Source organism: Rhodopirellula islandica, assembly GCF_001027925.1.
GTDB classification, from domain to species: domain Bacteria; phylum Planctomycetota; class Planctomycetia; order Pirellulales; family Pirellulaceae; genus Rhodopirellula; species Rhodopirellula islandica.
The window spans coordinates 491,836-512,282 of sequence record NZ_LECT01000044.1 but is presented as its reverse complement, the minus strand read 5'-3'; the positions used below and the strand labels follow the sequence as shown (position 1 = coordinate 512,282).

Sequence of the window (20,447 nt, the reverse complement as noted above, 5' to 3'; positions counted from 1 at the left end):
TCTGTTTCCTAATCGTTGATTGAATTCAGTGAATGTGGTGGTCGAGATCAGCCTTCGCTGGGAGCGGCGGCGACTTCTTCTGCGGGCGCGGCAGCGGCTTCCGGAGCAGCCTGGGTGTTGGGTGCCGCTTCGGTTTGGGTTTGTCCCTTGCCAGCGATCACAGCGTCCGCCAGTTCTCGCATGATCATTTCAACGCTGCGAATCCCGTCATCGTTGCCTGGAATCGGCAAATCGATTTGGCTTGGGTCGCTGTCGGTATCGATCAGAGCAACGGTCGTGATGCCCAAACGTTTGGCTTCGCGAACCGCGTTGCGTTCTTTGCCTGGGTCGACGATGAACATGACTTCCGGCAACCGGTTCATCGATCGCAAACCGTTCAAGTTGCGATACATCTTGCGATATTCGCGGTTCAACGACGACTGCATCTTCTTGCTGTATTCGTTGATGCCGTCACCCTTCCGCAGGGCTTCCAGCTCTTCCAAACGGCCCAGTCGGCTGCGAATGGTGCGGAAGTTGGTCAGGGTGCCACCGAGCCAACGCTCGCTGACAAAAGGCATCCCGCAACGCAGCGACTGCTCTTCAACGGCTTCCCCAGCTTGACGCTTGGTGCCGACGAACAGAATCAAGCTGCCGCCAGCGGCGACTTGCGACAGATACTTCTTCGCTCGCAGCAAACCACGCAGGGTTTCGCGAATGTCGAGAATGTGGATTTGGTTTTTCTTACCGAAGATGTAAGGAGCCATCTTCGGGTTCCAGAGACTGGTGCGGTGACCAAAGTGGACACCAGCTTCAATCATCTCTTTGACAATTTCGTTTGCCATCAGAATCTTTGCCGCGCATTGTTCGCGGCATCTCCAGGATTTGGTTCAGTGCGGGTTCGGAGAACTGGCTTTCCATCAACAGGAAAACAGCAGCCCCAGAGCGGTGAAAACGACGCAAAAACGCGTGATTTCGGTGCCCTTCGCCCCAAAATGCAATGAACTGGGTAAAGGATACGCCCTGCCAAAACACTGGCGGGGCGGGAAAGGAAGGCAAAAAGTACGTCTCAGAGCGAAAATTTGCAACCCCGACGGACTTCTTCCAATCGGGTCTTCCCAAGGAATTCACGGGATTCCATGAATCTTTCATCGGCACGAACCGATCCGAAATCGACTCGGAGTCCAGCAAATGGGATCGGTGATTCCTTCTTGCGAGCTTCATGCAGCATTCACCTTTCACACAAGTTGGAAAGCTACGATCCCCGCCTTGCGGTGACACATCCCTCATCATCGCACACGCTTCCAGCCAAACGGACCTGTTCATGCGAATCGCTGCCATTGCCAATCGCTTGGACCGAAGCCACCCAATCGCGTTGACGCTCTGGGCGATGCTGGCGGCTTTCGTCACGTACTTCTGCATGTACGCCTTCCGCAAGCCGTTCACGGTGGTCAAGTACGAGGGCCTGCTGATTGGCGGCCTTGATTTCAAGGTGGTGCTGCTATTTGCCCAGGTGGGCGGCTACGCACTTTCCAAGCTGATCGGCATCAAGGTGATTTCCGAGCTATCGCCTCGGCGAAGGGCGGTGATGATCCTGTCGCTCATTGCCGTCTCCCATCTGGCGCTGCTGCTGTATGCCGTGGTGCCTTTTTCGCTGAAACCGATTTGCCTGTTTTTCAACGGCTTGCCGCTGGGGATGGTGTTCGGTTGCGTCTTTGCTTATCTCGAGGGACGCCGTGTGACGGAGGCATTGGCCGCAGGACTCTGTGCGAGCTTCATCATGGCCTCTGGATCGGTGAAGTCCGTGGGAGCAATGCTCATGGAATACCAACAAGTCAGCCCTTTCTGGATGCCCTTCGTGACCGGGGCGTTGTTCTGGGTGCCACTGCTTCTAGGTGTCTGGATGCTAGAACAATTGCCTCCCCCAGGCGAACTTGACATCTCCGCCCGTTCTCCTCGAACCCCATTCAACGGGGAGGAACGTGGACGCTTCTTTTCACGCTACGCATTGGGGATCTGCGCATTGGTCTTGGTCATGGTTTTGCTCACTGTGTTCCGAAGCATCCGTGACGACTACGCAACCGAAATCTGGTCGGGATTCGGCGTTGAACGACCGGAGATATTCGCTATTTCGGAAACCTGGGTGGCGGTCGTCGCCGTCCTGTTGAGCGCAATCACCGTTTTGATTCCGGGCAACTACCGAGCGTTCCAGGTCAGCATGGGGATCATCGCGGTTTCATTTGCCAGCGCCTTTGGCACCACACTGTTTTGGTGGAGCACCCCTGAGTGGACGGAAGCAACCGCGTTTCTCTACATGGTTCAGATTGGAATCTGCCTCTACGTTCCCTACGTCCTATTTCATACGACGGTCTATGAGCGGGCAGTCGCGCTGCTGAAAGAAAAAGCCAACGCGGGGTACTTGCTCTACCTAGGCGACTGCGCGGGCTACTTCTGCACCATCTTCATGATGATCCTTTTTCATCTGATCAGCCCCGAATCGGTCGACTTCAAAGGCCTGCTGTTCAGGCTCGCTGTGGTCATTTCACCTGCCTCCATCGCCCTGGCGGCGGTTGTGGCTCTCTACTTTCGAAAACAAGGAAGTTCCTTCCCGATGGAAACCATTGAACACCCTCTTCCCGAAACCGCAGTGCCGACAGGAGTCACGCCATGAGCATCTCTCCGTCAGTGGATCACCTCGAAACATGGGAACAAAAAGGTTACGTCCAATTCCCTGGCTTTCTTTCTGAAACCGAAACCAACGACCTGAAAGAATGGGTGGAGCAAATTAGCTCATGGCCGCCCGATCCGGAAAAGTGGATGCATCACTTTGAGCAAATCGGTCCCATCGCAAGGCCGGCTCGAACGGAGTACATCATCGATTTTCATGACGGACTGCGACGACTGCTGACCACCGGCAAAGTCCCGGAAACAGCCGGCAGCCTGCTCGGGCAGCCTGTTGTCCTGTACAAAGAAAAAATCAACTACAAGTATCCCGGTGGTGGCGGATACGCCGCACACCAGGATGCTCCCGCCTATGAATTCGTGAAGCTGCACATCACGTGCTCCATCGCAATTGATGACGCGACACCAGAAAACGGCTGCCTTTACTTCGCTCCAGAGTTGCACCGCGAAGGTTTGATTCACCTGAACGACCAGGGCTGCATTGAAGAGAGCAAAGCAAAATCACTGAACTGGGAACCGATCCCGATGAAAGCTGGAGACGCATTGTTCTTCAGCTCTTATGCCCCCCATTACAGTCCTTTCAATCAAACGGATCAGTCCCGGCGGACGCTCTACCTCACCTACAACGCGCTTGCAGAAGGCGATCTTCGCGCATCGTATTACGCCGACAAACGACAAGCCTTCGCGGAGGCGGCGAAGGCTGGCGATCAGAGAATGCGAGTTAGTAAAATCGGTCACTTCAACGGCAAACCCCCGGAACAATCATGAATCAGAAAGTCGACACCTCGCTGGCGGAGTGCCTCGAGAACGCAAAGACAGCGGCAGACAAAGTCAGCTTGCTGTTCCAATACATGGACCAGCATGGCCAGAGCTTCTACGACGAGTCCGTGACCCAACTTCAGCACGGGCTGCAGGCGGCGTTCCTGGCACGAACCAACGGAGCCACTGACGAACAGGTGACCGCAGCGCTGCTGCACGACATCGGTCACTTCCTAATGGACGAGCACGATGCCCAGGGGGATTTCTTGCAAGAAGATTGGTGCCACGAGACCGTTGGGGCAGACCTGCTCGAGCCCTTCTTTCCAACTGTGATCATCGAATCCATTCGTCAGCATGTGCCTGCGAAACGATACCTCTGCGCAGTCGACCCCCGCTATCACGACGGGCTGTCGCAGGCGTCGAAACGAAGCCTGGACCTGCAAGGTGGAAAGTTCACGCCCGAAGAAGTCGCCGAATTCGAGAAGAATCCGCACCACGAAACGGTTGTGCTCGTCCGCCGCTGGGACGACGGCGCCAAAATCAAAGACCTCGAAGTCCCCGGCCTGGAAGCCTACCAAGAAACGGTCGAAAGCTGCGTGCTTCAAGGCAACGGCAAATAGCAGAATCGAAACCCGCTGGGAGTGGAGCCGCATCCGCCTGTTTCACTCCGCTTGCTGCTTGGAGCGATTCAACAAACTGATCGCAATCAACGGACTCACCAGCGAACGTGAATAACACGAGGAGCGTGGGAGTCACCAGAAACGCAAAGACGACTGAAGAACACGGCAAACAATCGCCGAACGGTCCTCCGCACAGAACCCGTCCCACCCAAGCCGGCGGCACTCAGCAATGGGAATTTCCGTTTGCGCTGCCCCAATAAAAAACCCTCCGCTGAAGAACAGCGAAGGGTTGGATGCTTGGAACACAGAGGGCGGAACGGAACGTTCGGCCCGACTGGATCAATACATGTCGTGGTCGCCACCGTGACCGGCTTTGCCACTCTTTTCTGGCTTCTCAGCAACCAACGCGTCGCTGGTCAGCAACAAGGTTGCGACGCTGGCTGCGTTGCCCAATGCGGTGCGAGTCACCTTGGTTGGGTCGATGACGCCGGACTTGACCAAGTCTTCGTAAACGTCGGTCAACGCGTTGTAGCCTTCGTTGCCCTTCATCGCCAAAACTTTTTCGCAGACGATGCCGCCGTCTTGGCCAGCGTTTTCGCTGATCATGGTCAACGGAGCACGGCAGGCACGCAGAACGATGTTGTAACCAACCAATTGGTCGTCGCTCAGGGTCTCAGCCGCTTTGACTTTGCCGCTGGCACGAAGCAAGGCCACACCACCGCCGGGCAGGATGCCTTCTTCGACCGCTGCGCGAGTCGCGTGCAACGCATCTTCGACGCGAGCCTTCTTTTCTTTCATTTCGCTTTCGGTTGCCGCACCGACGTTCACCTTGGCAACACCGCCAGCCAACTTGGCCAAACGCTCTTCCAATTTTTCGCGATCGTAGTCGCTGGTGCTGAGCTCGATTTCGCGACGAATTTGGTCGATGCGAGCCTTGATGTCAGTGCTCTTGCCGCCACCTTCGATGACCGTCGTGTTGTCTTTGTCGACGATGATCTTCTTGGCACGACCGAGTTGTGGCAGGTCGACGCTTTCCAGCTTGACGCCCAACGCTTCGAAGATCGCTTGACCACCGGTCAAAATCGCGATGTCTTCCATCATGGCTTTGCGACGATCGCCGTAGCCAGGTGCCTTCACTGCACACACGGTGAACGTGCCACGCAGACGGTTGATTACGAGCGTTGCGAGTGCTTCGCCATCGACGTCTTCGGCGATGATCAACAAAGGCTTGCCTTGTTGAACGACTTTTTCGAGCAACGGCACCATGTCTTTGATGTTGCTGATCTTCTTTTCGAAGACCAAGACATAGGCGTCTTCGAGAACGACTTCCATGCTGGTCGAGTCGGTCACGAAGTAAGGCGACAAGTAGCCGCGATCGAACTGCATGCCTTCGACCCACTCTTGTTCGGTCTGCAGGCTCTTGCCTTCGTCGACGGTGATCACGCCGTCTTTGCCGACCTTGCTCATCGCGTCGGCGAGCAACGTTCCGATTTCACGGTCGTTGTTGCTGGCGATGGTCGCGACGTTGGCCATGGCTTCTTGGTCTTTGACCTTGACCGCCATGCTGTGAAGTTGCTCGGTGATGTCGGCAACCGCGGTTTCAATTCCGCTCTTCATTTGGATCGGGTTGACGCCAGCGACGACGGCTTTGAGGCCTTCGTTGAAGATCGCTTCGGCCATCACGGTTGCGGTGGTCGTTCCGTCACCGGCAACGTCACTGGTCTTGCTCGCGACTTCGCGAACCATTGCAGCACCCATATTTTCATAGGGGTCTTCCAGTTCGATTTCCTTGGCAACGGTCACGCCGTCTTTGGTCACGGTGGGACTGCCGAAGCTCTTTTGCAAAATCACATTGCGACCCTTGGGGCCCAAAGTGACTTTCACGGTGCGAGCGAGTTTGGACACGCCGCGGCGAATGGCTTCGCGTGCTTCTTGGTCAAACGCAATGATTTTTGGCATGGTGGTCTATTAAATTTAAAGGTGTGCAGAGATGGGTTTCAGAACAACGCGATGGAAACCATCGCCGATGATCACTCGATCACGGCCAGGACGTCGTCTTCTCGCATAAGCAGGTATTCGGCGTCGTCGACTTCGACGGTTTCGCCGGCGTAGCTGCTGAACAGCACGCGATCGCCAGCGACGAGTTGGAAGTCAGCTCGGCTGCCGTCGTCCAGCAATTTGCCGGTGCCCAAGGCCACAACGGTCCCTCGAGCAGGCTTTTCCATGGCCGAATCGGGCAACACGATGCCGCCGGCGGTCGTGGTTTCGCTTTCCTCACGCTGAACAACGATGCGTTCGCCGAGGGGTTGCAAACGAATTTTGGTTGCACTCTTGGTGGCTGCTGCCATGTCCGTGACACCTTTCGTGGTCTGGAGTCGAGATGTGGGGGAAATGTGTGGTGGGGCTAACCGGTTCCGGCTGGCTGATCGGAGCGATTTCAAACGCGTCCGACTTCACGGCCAACCAAAATGGCAGCTTTGTTCGTTGAAGCCGCCCAATAAGCAATCGCTGTGCCGCAGACAGAAAGACTGGCCGCAAGCCCCTGCGAGACAATGACTTGCGCCAAATCCGAGGATCGTGACCTGAATTCAGCAGCTCATCAGTGACAGCCCGCCAGCGTGGCACACGCGGCAAAACTGCCACTCGCAAGTGCTCCCCCAACCCGCCGCGTCAGCAAGGAACGAGCACGGATGTGGAACTGTCACTGTCCGGTGGTTTTCGCTTTGCTCGACCACCGGCTACCGTCTGTGACCACTTCGTGGCCTCACTCGCGAACGCAAGCCCCTGTGAAACCCGAGCAAAATGCGACCACCTTGATTGGACCGCTTTCCACCGATTCGTCAGGCCAGGTGAGACCTGGCCGACGGCTTGCAAAACCCCGCCCGCGCAGCGGGAGGGGTCGGAAAGCGAGCGTTCAGCGAGATTTCCGGGGGAGGGCAATCCGCGCCGTTTTCCATGCTCGACCCTCCCCTCGCTTCGCTCGACCCTCCCAGGGGGAGGGTGATGATAAACGCTCGGCAATACAGCACTTCAAAACTGCACGCCCTGTTCAACACGAGAGGATCCTCGTTGTCGGAACTACTTCGACATTGCCTTGACGACGGCTTCGCCCATTTCAGCGGGCGAAGGAGCGACGACGATGCCGGCGTCTTCCAACGCGGCGACCTTTTCTTCTGCCGTTCCTTTGCCGCCACTGATGATCGCACCGGCGTGGCCCATGCGTTTTCCGGGAGGTGCGGTGCGACCCGCGATGAAGGCGGCGACCGGCTTGGTCACGTGCTCTTTGACGAACGCGGCGGCTTCTTCTTCAGCGCTGCCACCGATTTCACCGATCATCAAGATCGCTTCGGTTTGGTCGTCTTCTTGGTACATCTTGAACAGGTCGATGTAGTTCGTTCCGACGATCGGGTCGCCACCCAGACCAACGCAGGTGCTTTGGCCGAGTTTCAGCGAACTGGTTTGCCAAACGGCTTCGTAGGTCAGCGTTCCACTGCGGCTCATCACGCCAACTTTGCCGGGATTGTGGATGTAACCGGGCATGATGCCGATTTTGCATTCACCGGGGGTGATCAAACCGGGGCAGTTGGGGCCGATCAGCGTCGATCCGCTGGCTTTGACCTTTTCGTAGACTCGGACCATGTCGATGACAGGCACGCCTTCGGTGATGGCGGCGATGACACGAATGCCAGCGTCAACGGCTTCCAAGATGGCGTCCGCGGTGAACGGCGGCGGGACGAAAATCATCGTCGCGTCGGCGCCGGTCTTTTGAACCGCTTCTTCCACGGTATCGAAAACAGGAATGCCTTCGACGTCTTGGCCACCTTTGCCGGGCGTGACACCGCCAACCATTTGCGTACCGTAGTCGCGGCACCCGAGAGAGTGAAATTTCCCGGCGTTGCCAGTGATCCCCTGGCAAATGACCTTGGTGTTTTTGTCGACCAGAATACTCATGTTGATAGCTTTTCGCGTTTGGCTGGTGGCGTCGCACCAACAGCCGAGGGTGATGTTTTGGAAGGAAGAGATCAGGCGATGCCTGAATCTTGTTTACAAATCAAGCGACCGACTGGAAGCCGATCGCGAGTCGCTCGACGCGAAGCGTCACGCAGTCGCTGCGACGATCTTTTTCGCCGCGTCGGTCAAATCCATCGCGTTGATGATGTCGACATCGCTTTCCGCCAGCATTTTGCGGCCTTCCTCGACTTCGGTTCCTTCCAATCGCACCACCAAAGGCACGTTGAACCCGACTTCTTTGCTGGCCGTGATCAACGCGTCCGCGATCGTCGTGCAACGAGCGATCCCGCCGAAGATGTTGACCAACACACCCTTGCAGTTGGGGTCCGACAACAGGATCCGGAACGCTTCGGTGACCTGAGCCGCGTTGGCTCCCCCACCGACGTCCAAGAAGTTGGCCGGTTCGCCACCGTGGTACTTGATGATGTCCATGGTCGACATCGCCAGGCCGGCTCCGTTGACCAAGCAAGCGATGTTGCCATCGAGCTTGACGTAGCTGAGCCCAGCCTTCTTGGCTCGCATTTCGGACTCTTCCTCTTCACTGAGGTCCCGCAGCTCTTCCAAGTCTTTGTGACGGAACATCGCGTTCTCGTCGAAGATGATCTTGGCGTCCAAAGCCACCATCTCGCCTGATCCGGTGATCACCAAGGGGTTGATCTCAGCCATTTCGCAGTCGAAATCGACAAAGAAACGGCACATCGCGGTCATGAATTTGTAAGCACTCTTGGCCGCAGCACCTTCGATGCCGAGCTTTTTGCAAAGCTTGCGGACCTGGAAACCGTCCAGCCCGATCGCGGGATCGAAGTGTTCTTTGAAAATCAGTTCGGGTGTTTTTTCCGCGACGGTTTCGATCTCCACACCACCTTCGGTGCTGACCATCAGTACGGGCTTGCTGCTGCCGCGGTCGACCACGATGCCCAAGTACAATTCGCGAGCGATGTCGCATCCGGCTTCGACGAAGACCTTGGAAACCGTTTGGCCTTCGGGCCCGGTTTGAATGGTGACCAATTTGTTGCCCAACAATCCCTCGGCTGCCGCTTTGGCTTCTTCGGCCGATTTGACCAGGACGACGCCCTTTTGGTCCGGGTTGTCGATGACATTGCCTTTGCCACGCCCGCCCGCGTGAATCTGAGCTTTGACGACCGCGATTTTGCCACCCAGTTTGTCGTATGCGGCAGCCGCTTCGTCAGGCGTTGTCACCATGTGCCCTTCCAAAACCGGCACGCCGGCGGTTCGGAAAAGCTGTTTGCCTTGATACTCGTGAATTTTCATCGGGGGTTCAGCCCAGTTGGCAAGCGAAAGGAATGCGAAGGTACGTCTCCTCGCCATGATGGCGAGCGAGTCCGGGGTCTGTCAGACTGCCGGAAGTGAAAATGGTAGCAGCTCGGAAAATTCCAACCACCACCGCTCAATAGATGACTGGCACCGACCACCCATCCGCCTCGACACCGAATCCCAATGCCAACGCGGAGGGCTCCGGGGTCGCTGATCCATCCGAAAACAGCCCGGACGGTGCTGCCCCCAACGGAACCGACCATGGCGTCGTTCAACTGCACGATGGCGACAACGTTTGGATGGCCGCGCGGGCCTTGGTGGCAGGCGAAACAATCGGCAACCTCCGTATCGCAGGGTCCGCCGTTCCCGCGGGACACAAAGTCGCCGCTCAAGCGATTCCCGCCGGCGAATTGGTGATCAAATTTGGCCAGCCGATCGGCAAAGCTTCCTGCGACATCCGCGTCGGTGAACATGTGCACTCGCACAATTTGGTCGACGCCCATCAAGTCGACTCGGATTGGCGTTCGCTGGTCGGAACCGCTTTCTCAAAATCCGCTCCCGCGAAAAAGCCAACCGTTCCAGCCGAAAAAACCTGGCAAGGGTTCGTGCGACCGGACGGCCAAGTCGGCTCGCGAAATTACGTTCAGATTCTGGCTCGCGTGAATTGCAGTGCGACGGTTTGCCACCATGTCGCGGCTCGGTTTCCTCCCGAACGCTTGGCGGAATTCCCCAACGTGGATGGAATCGCGATCGGAACGCACACGACCGGCTGCGCGCTTCGCTACGCCGGCCAAAAACAACAAATGCTCGGCCGAGTCCTCAAGGGCTACGCTGGTCACGCGAATGTCGGATCCTGCCTGACGATCGGACTGGGCTGCGAACAAACGACGCCCGAGTACCTGAGCGAACATCACCAATTGGTCGCGATTTCCGACCCCCGGTCGCTGCCGATCACCTCGCCCGAATCGGAATCGGTCTCGACGACGATGCTGACCATGCAAGCCGAAGGCGGCACGCGAGCGACGATCGATCGCGCGGAAAAGCATCTCGAAACGATGCTCGAGATCGCCAACCAAAATTCGCGAACCACGGTCCCGGCTCGCCACCTTCGACTCGCTCTGGAGTGCGGCGGCAGCGATGGCCATTCGGGATGGACTGCGAATCCGTTGGTCGGTGCACTCGCCGATCGCATGGTCGCTCACGGGGGCGCGGCGGTGCTCAGCGAGACCACCGAACTGATCGGCGCCGAACACTTGCTGGTCGCCCGTTCGCGTGACGAAACGGTGGCCCAGCGTTTGATGGACAAAGTCGATTGGTGGAAGCAGCACGTCGCGATGTACGGCGGCGAGATCGACAACAACCCTTCGATCGGCAACAAAGCCGGTGGGCTGACCACGATCACCGAAAAATCGCTCGGTGCAGTCAGCAAGTCCGGAACGGGAATCCTCGATGGTGTCCTGGACTACGCGGACACGGTGCCCAAACAAGGTCTGTACGTGATGGACTCGCCGGGCTTTGATCCGTCCAGCGTCACGGGCAAGGTCGCCGGCGGCTGCAACTTGGTGTTGTTCACCACCGGCCGCGGAAGTTGCTTCGGCGGCAAACCGGTTCCCGTGATCAAGATCGCCAGTCACTCGGCTCTGTTCCACGCCATGCGAGACGACATGGACTGGAACGCAGGCCAGTTGCTCGAGGGTGTCTCGATGGAAGAGCTCGCGGATCAACTGTTCGAAGAGTTGCTGCAGTTCGCCAGCGGAATGCAAACCGCCAGCGAACGCCTTGGATTGGGCGACCATGAATTTGTGCCGTGGACGGTCGGGCCGGTGCTGTGAATTGTGAGTGGCTCTGAGTTGCGATTGGCACCATGAACATTGACCTGATCATCACCGAGATGAACTTTGGCGGGGCCGAACGAGCGCTCACACAACTCGCCATCGGTCTTCGCGATCGAGGCGATGACGTGCGACTGTTCAGCTTCGGCAAACTGCCCACCGCAGACTCTCTGCCCAAAGGCAACGACCGACTCGTCCAACAGTTGCATGACGAAGGCATCGAGGTCACCAGCGGCGGAGTCCAAACGTCTCGCGGTTTTCTGCCAGCGACGATTCAGTTGCGAGGTTGGCTGGCACGTCGACCTGGTTCATTGGTTCAAACGTTTCTGTGGCACGCCAACGTCCTCGGCATGCTCAACGTCTCGTCCCGACAACCACGAGTCGCCGGCATCCGTGTCGCCGAACCCAATTCGTTGCGACTGGCGGTGGAACGACAAACGCTTCGCAACGTGGACCACGTGGTCTGCGTCAGCCGAGCGGTCGAGACCTTCGCGCAGCAACAACTGAACCTCTTACCGGATCGCACATCGGTGATCCCAAACGCGGTCGACGTCGATGCGTTTGCTTCCGCCGATCCAATTGACTGGACCGACCTGGGTTGGCCCGCCGACAGTCCCGTGGTTCTGTTCGTCGGGCGACTGCACACGCAAAAGGGCTTGGAGCACCTGCAACGCACTGTCGAGCGGTTCGCTCCCGAAGACAGCCATCGCAAGTTGGTGCTGATCGGCAACGGCCCACTGCAAAACGAACTGGCCAACTGGGCGAAGCAAGTCTCCGGCGACCGCGTTCGCGTGCTGACATGGCAGAGCAACATCGCCAGCTGGATCGCCGCCAGCCGCGTGGTGGTTTTGCCAAGCCGTTATGAAGGCATGCCCAACGTGATTTTGGAAGCCATGGCGGCGGGCAAGCCCGTCGTCAGCAGCCATGTCGAAGGCAGCCAAGAGTTGATCGGCCATGATCCCAACCAAGGTTTCGAGCTGAACGATGACACGGCGCTCGTCCATTCGCTGGAACGATTCTTGGCCGACGAAGAACTGGCAAACCAAACCGGACAAGCCAACCAGTCTCGCGTCCGTTCCCAATTCACCATCGACGCAATGGTCGACGCCTACCGCGAACTGTACGCCAAAATAGTAGCATAGGCTTCCAGCCTGTGATTTTCACTCCACAGGCTGGAAGCCTATGCCACTTTGCCATCTTTCGATCCAATCGTTTTTCTTGACTCCAGGACTTCACCCCACGAGACTGATTCACAGGGGATTCACACCTCAAAGGCAGGACGGAGCAGTCCATTCAACCTGCCCCAGTTCAAAAGACGCAGCGACTTAGTCCTTGCCTCACGAAACTGAACACTGACTTGCAACAGCCGCTGCTGCGGCGAAGGTGAACACTGATGAAAGCTTCGTTTCGACGACTGCGGACTGGGGTAAACATTGCGGCCATCGCCATGGCGGTTCTCTCCGGTCACAGCACTTTTTCAGACGAGCCTCCGCAGCCCACTGGCATACTCGGTTCAGACGAGCGGTCATCGGACATAGGCCTGGCTCAAAAACACGCGGTTCACTTCTTGGAGTCTTGGAACGATTTCCCGGCGGACTTCGCCTGCTGGATGGACTCGCAGATAACTCAGATTGTAGAACGCAGTGAGGATCCGCAAGACATACACATGTCGGAAATCATTGCGTTGGGACCTGGTGACAATAACAAAGCTTCATGGACCTATCATGGTTTCGGTGAAGTGCCTGTTCAGAAAGGCCTTTCAACCACTCGCCCGCTGTGGGACCACAGACTACGTGTTAATCAAAAACCCGCCATCCTGTTTGTGCGCCAAGCCACACTATCAACCCCACTAGGGGTTTCCAAATACATCATCGGTGAAGAGCCAGATCCTCCTCGAACGCACAGGGCTTGGTTCCATCCTTTCGTGCTACCTTTCGCTCGACATTCGAATTTGCTATCCGGCCGATGTACGAAAGAATGGTTCACAAGTATCTTCCTCAACAAAGATCTCATTGAGAATGTGGAGTGGTCCGATGACCGAGAAACGCTAACGGCCTCGTATGTTTACGGCGGTGTGCGAATACCAATCATTTGCAAGGTAACCTTTTCAAAAAAGAATGATTGGCTACCCACTTTGGTAGATTACCGCCTCAAGAAAAATGGAGCTCTGGTTGCCACCATTGGAACGTCTTACGAAAAACGGAATGGCCGATGGCTACCAAAGGTGGTCGAGCAAATGAGTGTGTCAGGGAGCGGGAAGACTCGCATTAACTCGCACACCGAGTTGGACTGGCGGATTGCTGACGAATCTCCAGACGGTGCCCCAGACAGCGATGACGACTGGCGGTTGCACTTCTGCAAAATCTTTGAGAAAGACTGTTTGGACCCACGAATGGAAAGGCAACAAATGTTTAACTTCCTCAAACAGGTCGGCGGCGCAGACTCCAAAGAAGCAAACAGGCAATAGTCGAGTGTGGCATAGGCTCCCAGCCTGGGGAGTCGGAATCACAGGCTGGAAGCCTATGCCACTTTGTCTGCTCAGAACTGCTGACGGTTGGCCAAGCGTTCTTTCAAACGTTGTTGCAACTGCTGAACCAGTTCAGGGTTTTCGTCGGCGACGTTTTTGGTTTCGCCGGGGTCCGTTTCATGATCGTACAACTCATAAAAACCCTTCGGATGCGAGATCAAACGATGCGTCGACGTGCGAATCGTCGTCGCCTTCGCATACGAAACCGCTTCGCCTTCGGAGGACGCCGGGTCTTTCAACACGGGCACCAACGACTCGCCATCGACCTTTGGCGGCGACGGCAAATTGGTCAGCTCGCACAACGTCGGAAACACATCGATCGTTTCCACGATCGCGTCCGTTTGGCTGGAGCTGCTCATCGACGGATCGTGAATGATCAGCGGCGAGTGCAGCGATTCCTCGAACAAAGCGTGCTTGCCCCAAATCGCATGTTCGCCCAAGTGCCAACCGTGATCTCCCCAAACGACCACGACGGTGGACTCTCGCAGGCCCAGCTCATCGAGTTGCTTCAACACCTCGCCCACGTTCGCATCCGCGTAGGACACACAAGCGGCGTAGTGCCGCCGGACGGCCTCCGCGAATTCGGCGTCTTGGTTCGGATCCTTGCCCCAGCGGTTGTATCGCATGAACTCACCGGATCGATGCCAAGTCGTTTGGCCTGATGGCTTGGTGGGATGCTCGATCCTCGGCAACACGGTCTGCCGGTAGGGTTCCATGTGCTCGGCGGGAGCCCCAAAGGGCAGGTGCGGTCGAATGAACCCGACCGCCAAAAAGAACGGCTTGTCGGCGGCGTCCTTGGCCAGCGTGGCAAGCTCATCCAGCGACGTTTCCAGGATCAAATCATCAGGGTACTTCGCCTCACCGCCTTCCGATTGGAACACATCCATTTGGCTGGCGTCTTTTCGAATCTCGCCATCGGCCAAGCCGTGCATGGCTCCGCGAGGATGCTGCCACGGCCCGGTGGGCATCCGGTGCCGGTCCCAAGCACCTGGCATTTCAATCTCGTCCTCTTTGTTCCAGTCCGCTCCGCCACGACCGCCGGGATGATGCGAGACCTTGCCGACGGAAACGCTGGTGTACCCATGATCGCGGAACCAACGCGGCATCGACGGGGTGACGGAACTCGGGTCCTTCGCCATCTGCTTGGCTCGCGAAAACAACGCGTGGTTTCCCGAAGGACCGTAACAACCCGTCAGCATCGCAAATCGAGATGCACCACAGGTCGGGGCCTGCACGAAGTGCCGATTGAACTGGATGCCTTTGGCGGCGAGTGAATCAATGTTGGGCGACGAGATGTAGTCCGCTCCATAACAGCCCAACTCAGGTCGCAAGTCGTCGACGCAGATCAACAACACGTTCTTGGGCGTCTCAGCGAAACCACTGACGGCGAAAGCCAACCAACAGACAGTCGCGGCCGCGCTTCGCAGTGTCCAAGCCGAGTGAAAACCGGCTCGTTCAAAACAGCGTGACAAAATGGGAAAGGATCGCATCGCGAGAATCCTTCGTGGGTGAGAGGCAGGGAAGGGGCACCCACCATACTTCATCGCCACCGCCAATGGTCGATCCCGCAACCATCAAATCCTGATGCCCCAAGGCCTTCTTCGACCTCGCCAGGGAAGACACCCTGCGTTTCGGGCCGGCATTTCTACAAACTCCGATGAATCGCGACCAGCAATTCGGCGGTGGCTTCGGTTTGTCGGTCCAAGCGAGCGAAGCTGCGAAGCACGACTCGTCGCGGTTCCAGTTCGTACCCACGCCGCAGCACAGCAATGAAGACGACGCCGTCCACTTCGGGCGGCGCGTCGGGGCCGAGGTGTCCCGTGATGGCCGCGGACATGGTTGCATCAGGGGTGCGTTGAAGGACCGAGGTCGCCATCGCGTTAGTGATCGCCTGGCTCTCGGCAGTGTGCTGTTTCAGGTCGGCTTCCGAGACTCCCAGCCACGCTTGTTTGGTGGTTTCCCGGTACGTCACCGCGCTACCGCAGAACACGTTGGACGCACCCGGAACGCCTCCAATCGCGGCGGCAGCAGCGCCACAGGTGCAGCTTTCGGCCAGGATCAAACGTTGCTGCGACTGATTCAGTTGAGAGACCAGTTTCGCTGCGATCGAGGACGGGGAAGCGGCTTCGTCACTTGGGTCGCTCTCAGACATGATCATGCGTTTGGATCGCTCGACGTGGAATTGGTCGCCGTGGCATCCAGGCATTTGCGAACCAACCGCAGAACTTCTTGGCGGACTTCGTCGGGAGTCATCCCATCGGTTTGCAGAACGATCGCGTCGGCAGCGGCTCGCAACCTTCCGACGGGTCGCATTCGATCCTCGAGATCGCGTTGATTCTGCGCGGTCAGAATTTCTTCCACCGACATCACCTGGCCGCTTTGGGCGAGTTGCTGCTGCCGTCGACGAGCGCGTTCTTCCGGGGATGCAGTCAGGAAGATCTTGCAATGGGCATCGGGAAAGACTTCGGTGCCTTGGTCACGACCTTCCGTCACGATGTCACGCCCGGTGGCGATGCGACGCTGCTGCGATGTGATCCGCTCGCGAATCCTTGGTGGGTCCGCCAAGTGCCGAATGTGACGAGTGACCTGCGGCGAACGGATTTCTTCGGAGATATCTTGGTCGTCGAGATAGATGCAGTCGTCCTGCCAAACCAAACAGACGGCATCGGCGAAATCGACCAACGCATCCACGTCGTCCCACGCGATCTGACGCTGCATGGCGCCCCAAGTCACGGCGCGATACATCGCTCCGGTATCGAGGAATTCGAACCCAAGTTCGTTGGCGACGCGTCGTGCGATGCTGCTCTTGCCTGCTCCGGCTGGACCGTCGATGGTGATGATCATGGGGTGGAACGCTTTGCAATTTGGCGAAGGGTACTCAGTGCGTCTTCCACGTCAGGGCGTGACAACAGCGACGACTCCGGTTGGGGTGCAGGGGCAGCCGATCTGGAATTCACGGCGGAGACTTTGGGGTCAACACGGGAAACTTGGCCGGAGGCTTCTGGATCTCCGGCCGGCATCTGCCCATACCGTAATGCGTAGAACGCGTCGGTCAATCGACGCATAGGAGCATGAAGCTGGGACGACTGCTGACCCGAGTCCGAATGAGCTTCGGATTGGGGACTGCGGGTGGGATCCAGGCCCGGCGACACGTCAGTGGCTTCCAATTGCCGGGTCAGTTCTTCCGGGGTTTGGCCCGGGCGTCGTTCGATACCAAGACTTGAAAGCAGGTCGAGTGCTTCAGCGTAGAAAGGGATCGAGGGGCGTGGGGCCTTGATTTGCCGATGCTTGCCAAGTTTGCTCTGCAACCATCGTGGGAAGCGGATTTTCAGCCCAACCATGGCCAGGATGGTGAGCACGATCGCGGCGACGGCACCTTGCCAAGAAAACAGTTTGCCACCGCCAATGCCTTCGACATCGCCCGAGTTGATTCGCATGGCGAGTTCCTTTGTGCGATCGATCCATGATCGATAGGAAGCGGTCATCGGTGCCAAGCCTGGTGTCGACATCAGGGCCGCCTCTTGTCGCTTGGAATCCATTTCGATGACATAGTCGTCCCACAGATCCCGTGCTAAATCGAGCATTTGGTTGCTACTCGCTTCGGCTCCTGCCACGCCTCCGCCGCCTGGGGTGGGGTCCAAACGCAACCAGTAAAAATCGGACTCCGGTTGCCCGTAAACCGATGTCCCCATGGGGATGTCGGCGCGAGCGATCAAGGCCTCCACCCAGACATGAGCGTGGCTTTGGCGAACGATGAAGTACTGCCCCAGTTCGCTGAATTCATCGGTGTGATAACCAACGACCACGCGAGCGGGGATGTTTTGGCTGCGCAGCATCATCACCAACGCCGAAGCAAAGAATTGGCAGTGGCCACGTCGGTCGGTCGACAAAAATTGCTCGATTGGATCGACGCCGACCATCGCCGATGGGTTGGGCTGCAACGAATAGCGGAAGTCACTGCTCAGCGACAAATGCTTTTGAAACGCGTCCGCAATTCCCGCGGGGGTGCGTTTGTTCGGTGGCATGTCTTCAACGATCTTGTTCGCCAGCGATTCTGCGGTGGGGATCAGGACTTGCGGGTACTCAAGCAATTGGTCCAAGTAATTCAGATCATTCGCGGTCAGATCGGCGGGGGAAGGGGAATTTTCCAGGGACCGATCGAGCACCGGGGTCTTGTACGCCAACCAGCGGCTTTGAACGCCACTTCGAAACGCGTGGGTTCCGAAGTGATACTTGACCGGCGGGTACCAAGGCAGACCCAACGCACCGGTGGCGACAGACCCTCCCGAAGCATTGCGACGCGCGACCGTCCACTTGCCACTGAGTTCCATCAGGTCGTCACTGCCGGGAGACCAGTGATAGGGAGCGATGGCAAACAGCGATTCGGTGGACATCGATTCGCAAGCAATGCGAACGTTGACACGATCATAAAAATTGGAGTCGCTGATTCGTTTCGGAACGAATTCTGGGGGCAGTGGTGGAGGTGGCGACTTGGACACCGACGTCGCTCGCCAGCTCGTCGCTTCATCGGCCAAGTACTGTTCCAGCACAGCGCCGCGTAAGTACAGGTCGCTGACAACGGGATAGGGCTTTTTCGTTTCGCGGTCGATCAGGTCAACGCGCAAGGCTCGTTGAGAGTTTTGTTGCATTTGGCTGATGTCGCTCAGGTGCAACGTGTCGCTGAACCCAACCATCGCGACACCTTGCGAGCTTCCTCGGTTGGCGTCCACGCGACGCGGAAGACCAAAGAAGAACATGGCGGCAAACAGCAGCACCGCTGGAAACAAAATCACTCCGACCATCCAGGGCAAACTCACCCCCGCGCGAGCAAAGGAATCCACCGCGGCGGAGTTGTTCCAGGTGATATTGAAGGCGTCTGTTTCTGCGTCTGCCTCCAACCCTCGAGCCAGCAAACTCGCTTGCTGATCCGGTGACTGAGCCTGCTCGACCAAGTTGTCAGCGGCGAGCAAGGCGATCGCCATGCCGCTGCAGATCGTCAACGGAACGAAGAAAATCGCGTAGGCAAACGCGTCATTGAAGACCGCTGCCACGACGCAGTTCAGCAACGCGAAAACCATCAATTGCTCGAACAGTCGCGAGGTCTTTTCCTGGAGCATCAAAATGGACTGCGCGATGATCAGCAGTTCCGCGACGGTTTCCATCTTGTTGCCGACTTGTATGCCTTGCATGAAGCCCGAGACACAATAGATCGCGGCAATAGCCATGGCGGCATAAGCGACCACGGCGGGCAACGCGAACAGCTTCATCCAGTCAACAAACAGGAACCCAATCACGCTGAAGAACACCACGATGATCGGCAATGATTCTGTTTGCCCGCTGCTGCCAATGACCAACCCACTGAGCATCGTGACCAAGGCGAAGGCCAATTTGGTTCGCAGCCGAAGTGGTGAATCAGGCGTGGTCTCGGTGATCGCCTGCAGTTCACGCAGATTGAGCGCGTCGGCGCCGCTCATGTCATCGTCGGTGATCGAAGCATCACTCATGAAGAGCCTCGGCAGGTGATTGGGAAGACGATCCTCCGGCGATCCAACTTGCAGCGTCACGACTGGACAAATTGACCCAGTTCAACCGCCCTCGTTGCTGCCATTGCCGCAGGAGGGAAGACTGACTGTCATTGGCTGCGAGAACTTCCGACAGCGGTCTGGGACTGAGCACGACCAGATCAGGCAAATGCTTGACCGCCTTGGCCACTTGCCCCAACGATTCGTCTAAATCAGGCGTGTTGGTGGTCTGCAATCGAGCGAGGATTTGCAGCATCCGCCGGAGGGCTTCGCGAGAAAAACCGCCGCCACAGGTTTCATTGTGTTGGCCGGCAACACTCAGCATGATTTGACTGCCGGAGCCACCGAAGAGCTGAACCACCAGCGAAGCGGCCAGGCTGATTGCGGTCTCCACACTCTGATGTGGGGCGTCGGATTCGGCAGCCGAGACGGGGCAATAGGCATCCACCAAAAAGCAAAGATCCAAGCGTCGTTGCTGCTCAAATTGACGGACCACAAGATCACCGATTCTCGCGGTGGTTCGCCAGTGAATGTGCCTGCGACTGTCCCCCCGGCGATATTCGCGAAGCCCAAAGAAGACTTCATCGGCATGCCCCTGCCGGTGAGCCGAGGAGGAGACGTTGCCGAGCTTGGTGGGCAGAAGCTGCCGCCAGGATCGAGTCAGGGGCAGCAGTCGCGGGTAGACATCGACGAACTCTTCTTCGTCAGTCGACTCACGCCAAGCGGTTGACAAAGCAAACGGCGCGGTCGTTGAGACTCGCCATCGCCCCAGCTGATAGCGCCCGCGATGCTCGAAAGTGACATCCAGGTAAGCGCTGGTTGCTTGTGAGGGCAGCAGCAGGCCCACACCCGTGTGGAGCGAGCGAGCGGTGGTGGTTGGTGGCAAAGAGTTGCTGCTTGAGTCGGTCGAGTTCGTATCGGCACCCGTTCGCATGATTTGATCACTGAGACAGATCAACCACAGCGGCATCAATCGATGGCGGTTGCTGACTTGGTACCGGATCCGTGCGGGTTTGCCAGCGAACACTTCCCGCGGGACTCGTCGATCGACTCGAACTGATTCGATGGTGGATCGGCTGACTCGCCATTGCGCAAGCAGCACGGCCAGCGTCATCGCCGCGACAACGATCAGCAAGTTCAATCCGTTGAGCGACCCACCCAGAAGCCCAAACATGCCGATCAGCATGAATTGCCAACCGAGCCGCGTCAGACGATTGCGGGTGTTGCGTCGCTGCAGGACCAT

Annotated in this window: 17 protein-coding genes; 6 read left to right on the top strand and 11 right to left on the bottom strand. The window is 57.5% G+C overall.

Going from position 1 to position 20,447, the window contains the following annotated elements:
* Positions 1-47: 47 nt before the first annotated feature.
* On the bottom strand, positions 48-821 hold the full coding sequence (gene rpsB, locus RISK_RS23190) for a 30S ribosomal protein S2 (protein WP_047816633.1): 774 nt from the start codon (positions 819-821) through the stop codon (positions 48-50).
* On the bottom strand, positions 790-1,128 hold the full coding sequence (locus tag RISK_RS31925; protein ID WP_150122684.1) for a hypothetical protein: 339 nt from the start codon (positions 1,126-1,128) through the stop codon (positions 790-792). Before RISK_RS31925 ends, rpsB begins: the two co-directional genes overlap by 32 nt.
* A gap of 172 nt (positions 1,129-1,300) precedes the next feature.
* Between RISK_RS31925 and RISK_RS23185 the strand changes: the two genes are divergently transcribed.
* Genes RISK_RS23185 through RISK_RS23175 form a run of 3 tightly spaced genes read left to right on the top strand, consistent with a single transcriptional unit; the run spans position 1,301 to position 4,037 of the window.
* Positions 1,301-2,647: a DUF5690 family protein gene (locus RISK_RS23185; protein ID WP_047816755.1), complete on the top strand. Its 1,347-nt coding sequence runs from the start codon at positions 1,301-1,303 to the stop codon at positions 2,645-2,647.
* Positions 2,644-3,426 carry a methylphosphonate hydroxylase gene (locus tag RISK_RS23180; RefSeq protein ID WP_047816632.1) on the top strand — a complete coding sequence of 261 codons (783 nt, stop codon included), beginning with the start codon at positions 2,644-2,646 and terminating at the stop codon, positions 3,424-3,426. The genes RISK_RS23185 and RISK_RS23180 overlap by 4 nt, the downstream gene beginning before the upstream one ends.
* Positions 3,423-4,037 (top strand): hydroxymethylphosphonate dioxygenase, encoded by a 615-nt coding sequence (locus RISK_RS23175; RefSeq protein WP_047816631.1) that lies wholly within the window; start codon positions 3,423-3,425, stop codon positions 4,035-4,037. Before RISK_RS23180 ends, RISK_RS23175 begins: the two co-directional genes overlap by 4 nt.
* 339 nt (positions 4,038-4,376) lie before the next feature.
* Here the strand turns inward: RISK_RS23175 and groL are convergent, their stop codons facing one another.
* From groL to sucC, 4 genes are all read right to left on the bottom strand, one after another.
* On the bottom strand, positions 4,377-5,996 hold the full coding sequence (groL, locus tag RISK_RS23170) for a chaperonin GroEL (protein ID WP_047816630.1): 1,620 nt from the start codon (positions 5,994-5,996) through the stop codon (positions 4,377-4,379).
* A 71-nt stretch (positions 5,997-6,067) separates the two neighbouring features.
* Entirely contained in the window at positions 6,068-6,385 is a 318-nt protein-coding gene (locus RISK_RS23165; protein ID WP_047816629.1) for a co-chaperone GroES, read from the bottom strand.
* A 730-nt stretch (positions 6,386-7,115) separates the two neighbouring features.
* Positions 7,116-7,988: a succinate--CoA ligase subunit alpha gene (gene sucD, locus RISK_RS23160; protein WP_007327387.1), complete on the bottom strand. Its 873-nt coding sequence runs from the start codon at positions 7,986-7,988 to the stop codon at positions 7,116-7,118.
* 147 nt (positions 7,989-8,135) lie between these two features.
* The gene (sucC, locus tag RISK_RS23155; protein WP_047816628.1) at positions 8,136-9,320 is read right to left on the bottom strand and encodes an ADP-forming succinate--CoA ligase subunit beta; all 1,185 of its coding nucleotides are present in this window, start codon (positions 9,318-9,320) and stop codon (positions 8,136-8,138) included.
* Between the two features lie 143 nt (positions 9,321-9,463).
* On the opposite strand from sucC, the gene RISK_RS23150 reads away from it, so the two are divergent.
* The 3 genes from RISK_RS23150 to RISK_RS23140 all read left to right on the top strand — a co-directional run bounded on the left by RISK_RS23150 (position 9,464) and on the right by RISK_RS23140 (position 13,622).
* Positions 9,464-11,155, top strand: coding sequence for a UxaA family hydrolase (locus tag RISK_RS23150; RefSeq protein WP_047816627.1), 1,692 nt, complete (start codon positions 9,464-9,466; stop codon positions 11,153-11,155).
* Between the two features lie 32 nt (positions 11,156-11,187).
* Complete coding sequence (locus tag RISK_RS23145) at positions 11,188-12,297, top strand: glycosyltransferase (protein WP_047816626.1); 1,110 nt, start codon at positions 11,188-11,190, stop codon at positions 12,295-12,297.
* Positions 12,298-12,548: 251 nt separating this feature from the next.
* Positions 12,549-13,622 carry a hypothetical protein gene (locus RISK_RS23140; RefSeq protein ID WP_150122683.1) on the top strand — a complete coding sequence of 358 codons (1,074 nt, stop codon included), beginning with the start codon at positions 12,549-12,551 and terminating at the stop codon, positions 13,620-13,622.
* Between the two features lie 71 nt (positions 13,623-13,693).
* Here RISK_RS23140 and RISK_RS23135 read toward each other — a convergent pair whose 3' ends face one another.
* The 5 genes from RISK_RS23135 to RISK_RS23115 all read right to left on the bottom strand — a co-directional run bounded on the left by RISK_RS23135 (position 13,694) and on the right by RISK_RS23115 (position 20,447).
* On the bottom strand, positions 13,694-15,172 hold the full coding sequence (locus RISK_RS23135; RefSeq protein WP_047816624.1) for a sulfatase: 1,479 nt from the start codon (positions 15,170-15,172) through the stop codon (positions 13,694-13,696).
* A 155-nt stretch (positions 15,173-15,327) separates the two neighbouring features.
* Positions 15,328-15,834, bottom strand: coding sequence for a CinA family protein (locus RISK_RS23130; RefSeq protein WP_047816754.1), 507 nt, complete (start codon positions 15,832-15,834; stop codon positions 15,328-15,330).
* Positions 15,835-15,836: 2 nt separating this feature from the next.
* On the bottom strand, positions 15,837-16,526 hold the full coding sequence (cmk, locus tag RISK_RS23125) for a (d)CMP kinase (RefSeq protein ID WP_047816623.1): 690 nt from the start codon (positions 16,524-16,526) through the stop codon (positions 15,837-15,839).
* The gene (locus RISK_RS23120) at positions 16,523-19,186 is read right to left on the bottom strand and encodes a transglutaminase TgpA family protein (protein ID WP_047816622.1); all 2,664 of its coding nucleotides are present in this window, start codon (positions 19,184-19,186) and stop codon (positions 16,523-16,525) included. Before RISK_RS23120 ends, cmk begins: the two co-directional genes overlap by 4 nt.
* A complete protein-coding gene (locus RISK_RS23115) occupies positions 19,179-20,447 on the bottom strand; it encodes a DUF58 domain-containing protein (RefSeq protein ID WP_083435132.1) in 1,269 nt (422 codons plus the stop codon). Before RISK_RS23115 ends, RISK_RS23120 begins: the two co-directional genes overlap by 8 nt.

Coding starts and splice junctions, on each gene's coding strand:
- rpsB (WP_047816633.1), bottom strand. CDS start 821: ATGGCAAACGAAATTGTCAAAGAGATGATTGAAGCTGGTGTCCACTTT.
- RISK_RS31925 (WP_150122684.1), bottom strand. CDS start 1,128: ATGAAAGATTCATGGAATCCCGTGAATTCCTTGGGAAGACCCGATTGG.
- RISK_RS23185 (WP_047816755.1), top strand. CDS start 1,301: ATGCGAATCGCTGCCATTGCCAATCGCTTGGACCGAAGCCACCCAATC.
- RISK_RS23180 (WP_047816632.1), top strand. CDS start 2,644: ATGAGCATCTCTCCGTCAGTGGATCACCTCGAAACATGGGAACAAAAA.
- RISK_RS23175 (WP_047816631.1), top strand. CDS start 3,423: ATGAATCAGAAAGTCGACACCTCGCTGGCGGAGTGCCTCGAGAACGCA.
- groL (WP_047816630.1), bottom strand. CDS start 5,996: ATGCCAAAAATCATTGCGTTTGACCAAGAAGCACGCGAAGCCATTCGC.
- RISK_RS23165 (WP_047816629.1), bottom strand. CDS start 6,385: ATGGCAGCAGCCACCAAGAGTGCAACCAAAATTCGTTTGCAACCCCTC.
- sucD (WP_007327387.1), bottom strand. CDS start 7,988: ATGAGTATTCTGGTCGACAAAAACACCAAGGTCATTTGCCAGGGGATC.
- sucC (WP_047816628.1), bottom strand. CDS start 9,320: ATGAAAATTCACGAGTATCAAGGCAAACAGCTTTTCCGAACCGCCGGC.
- RISK_RS23150 (WP_047816627.1), top strand. CDS start 9,464: ATGACTGGCACCGACCACCCATCCGCCTCGACACCGAATCCCAATGCC.
- RISK_RS23145 (WP_047816626.1), top strand. CDS start 11,188: ATGAACATTGACCTGATCATCACCGAGATGAACTTTGGCGGGGCCGAA.
- RISK_RS23140 (WP_150122683.1), top strand. CDS start 12,549: ATGAAAGCTTCGTTTCGACGACTGCGGACTGGGGTAAACATTGCGGCC.
- RISK_RS23135 (WP_047816624.1), bottom strand. CDS start 15,172: ATGCGATCCTTTCCCATTTTGTCACGCTGTTTTGAACGAGCCGGTTTT.
- RISK_RS23130 (WP_047816754.1), bottom strand. CDS start 15,834: ATGTCTGAGAGCGACCCAAGTGACGAAGCCGCTTCCCCGTCCTCGATC.
- cmk (WP_047816623.1), bottom strand. CDS start 16,526: ATGATCATCACCATCGACGGTCCAGCCGGAGCAGGCAAGAGCAGCATC.
- RISK_RS23120 (WP_047816622.1), bottom strand. CDS start 19,186: ATGAGTGATGCTTCGATCACCGACGATGACATGAGCGGCGCCGACGCG.
- RISK_RS23115 (WP_083435132.1), bottom strand. CDS start 20,447: ATGGTCCTGCAGCGACGCAACACCCGCAATCGTCTGACGCGGCTCGGT.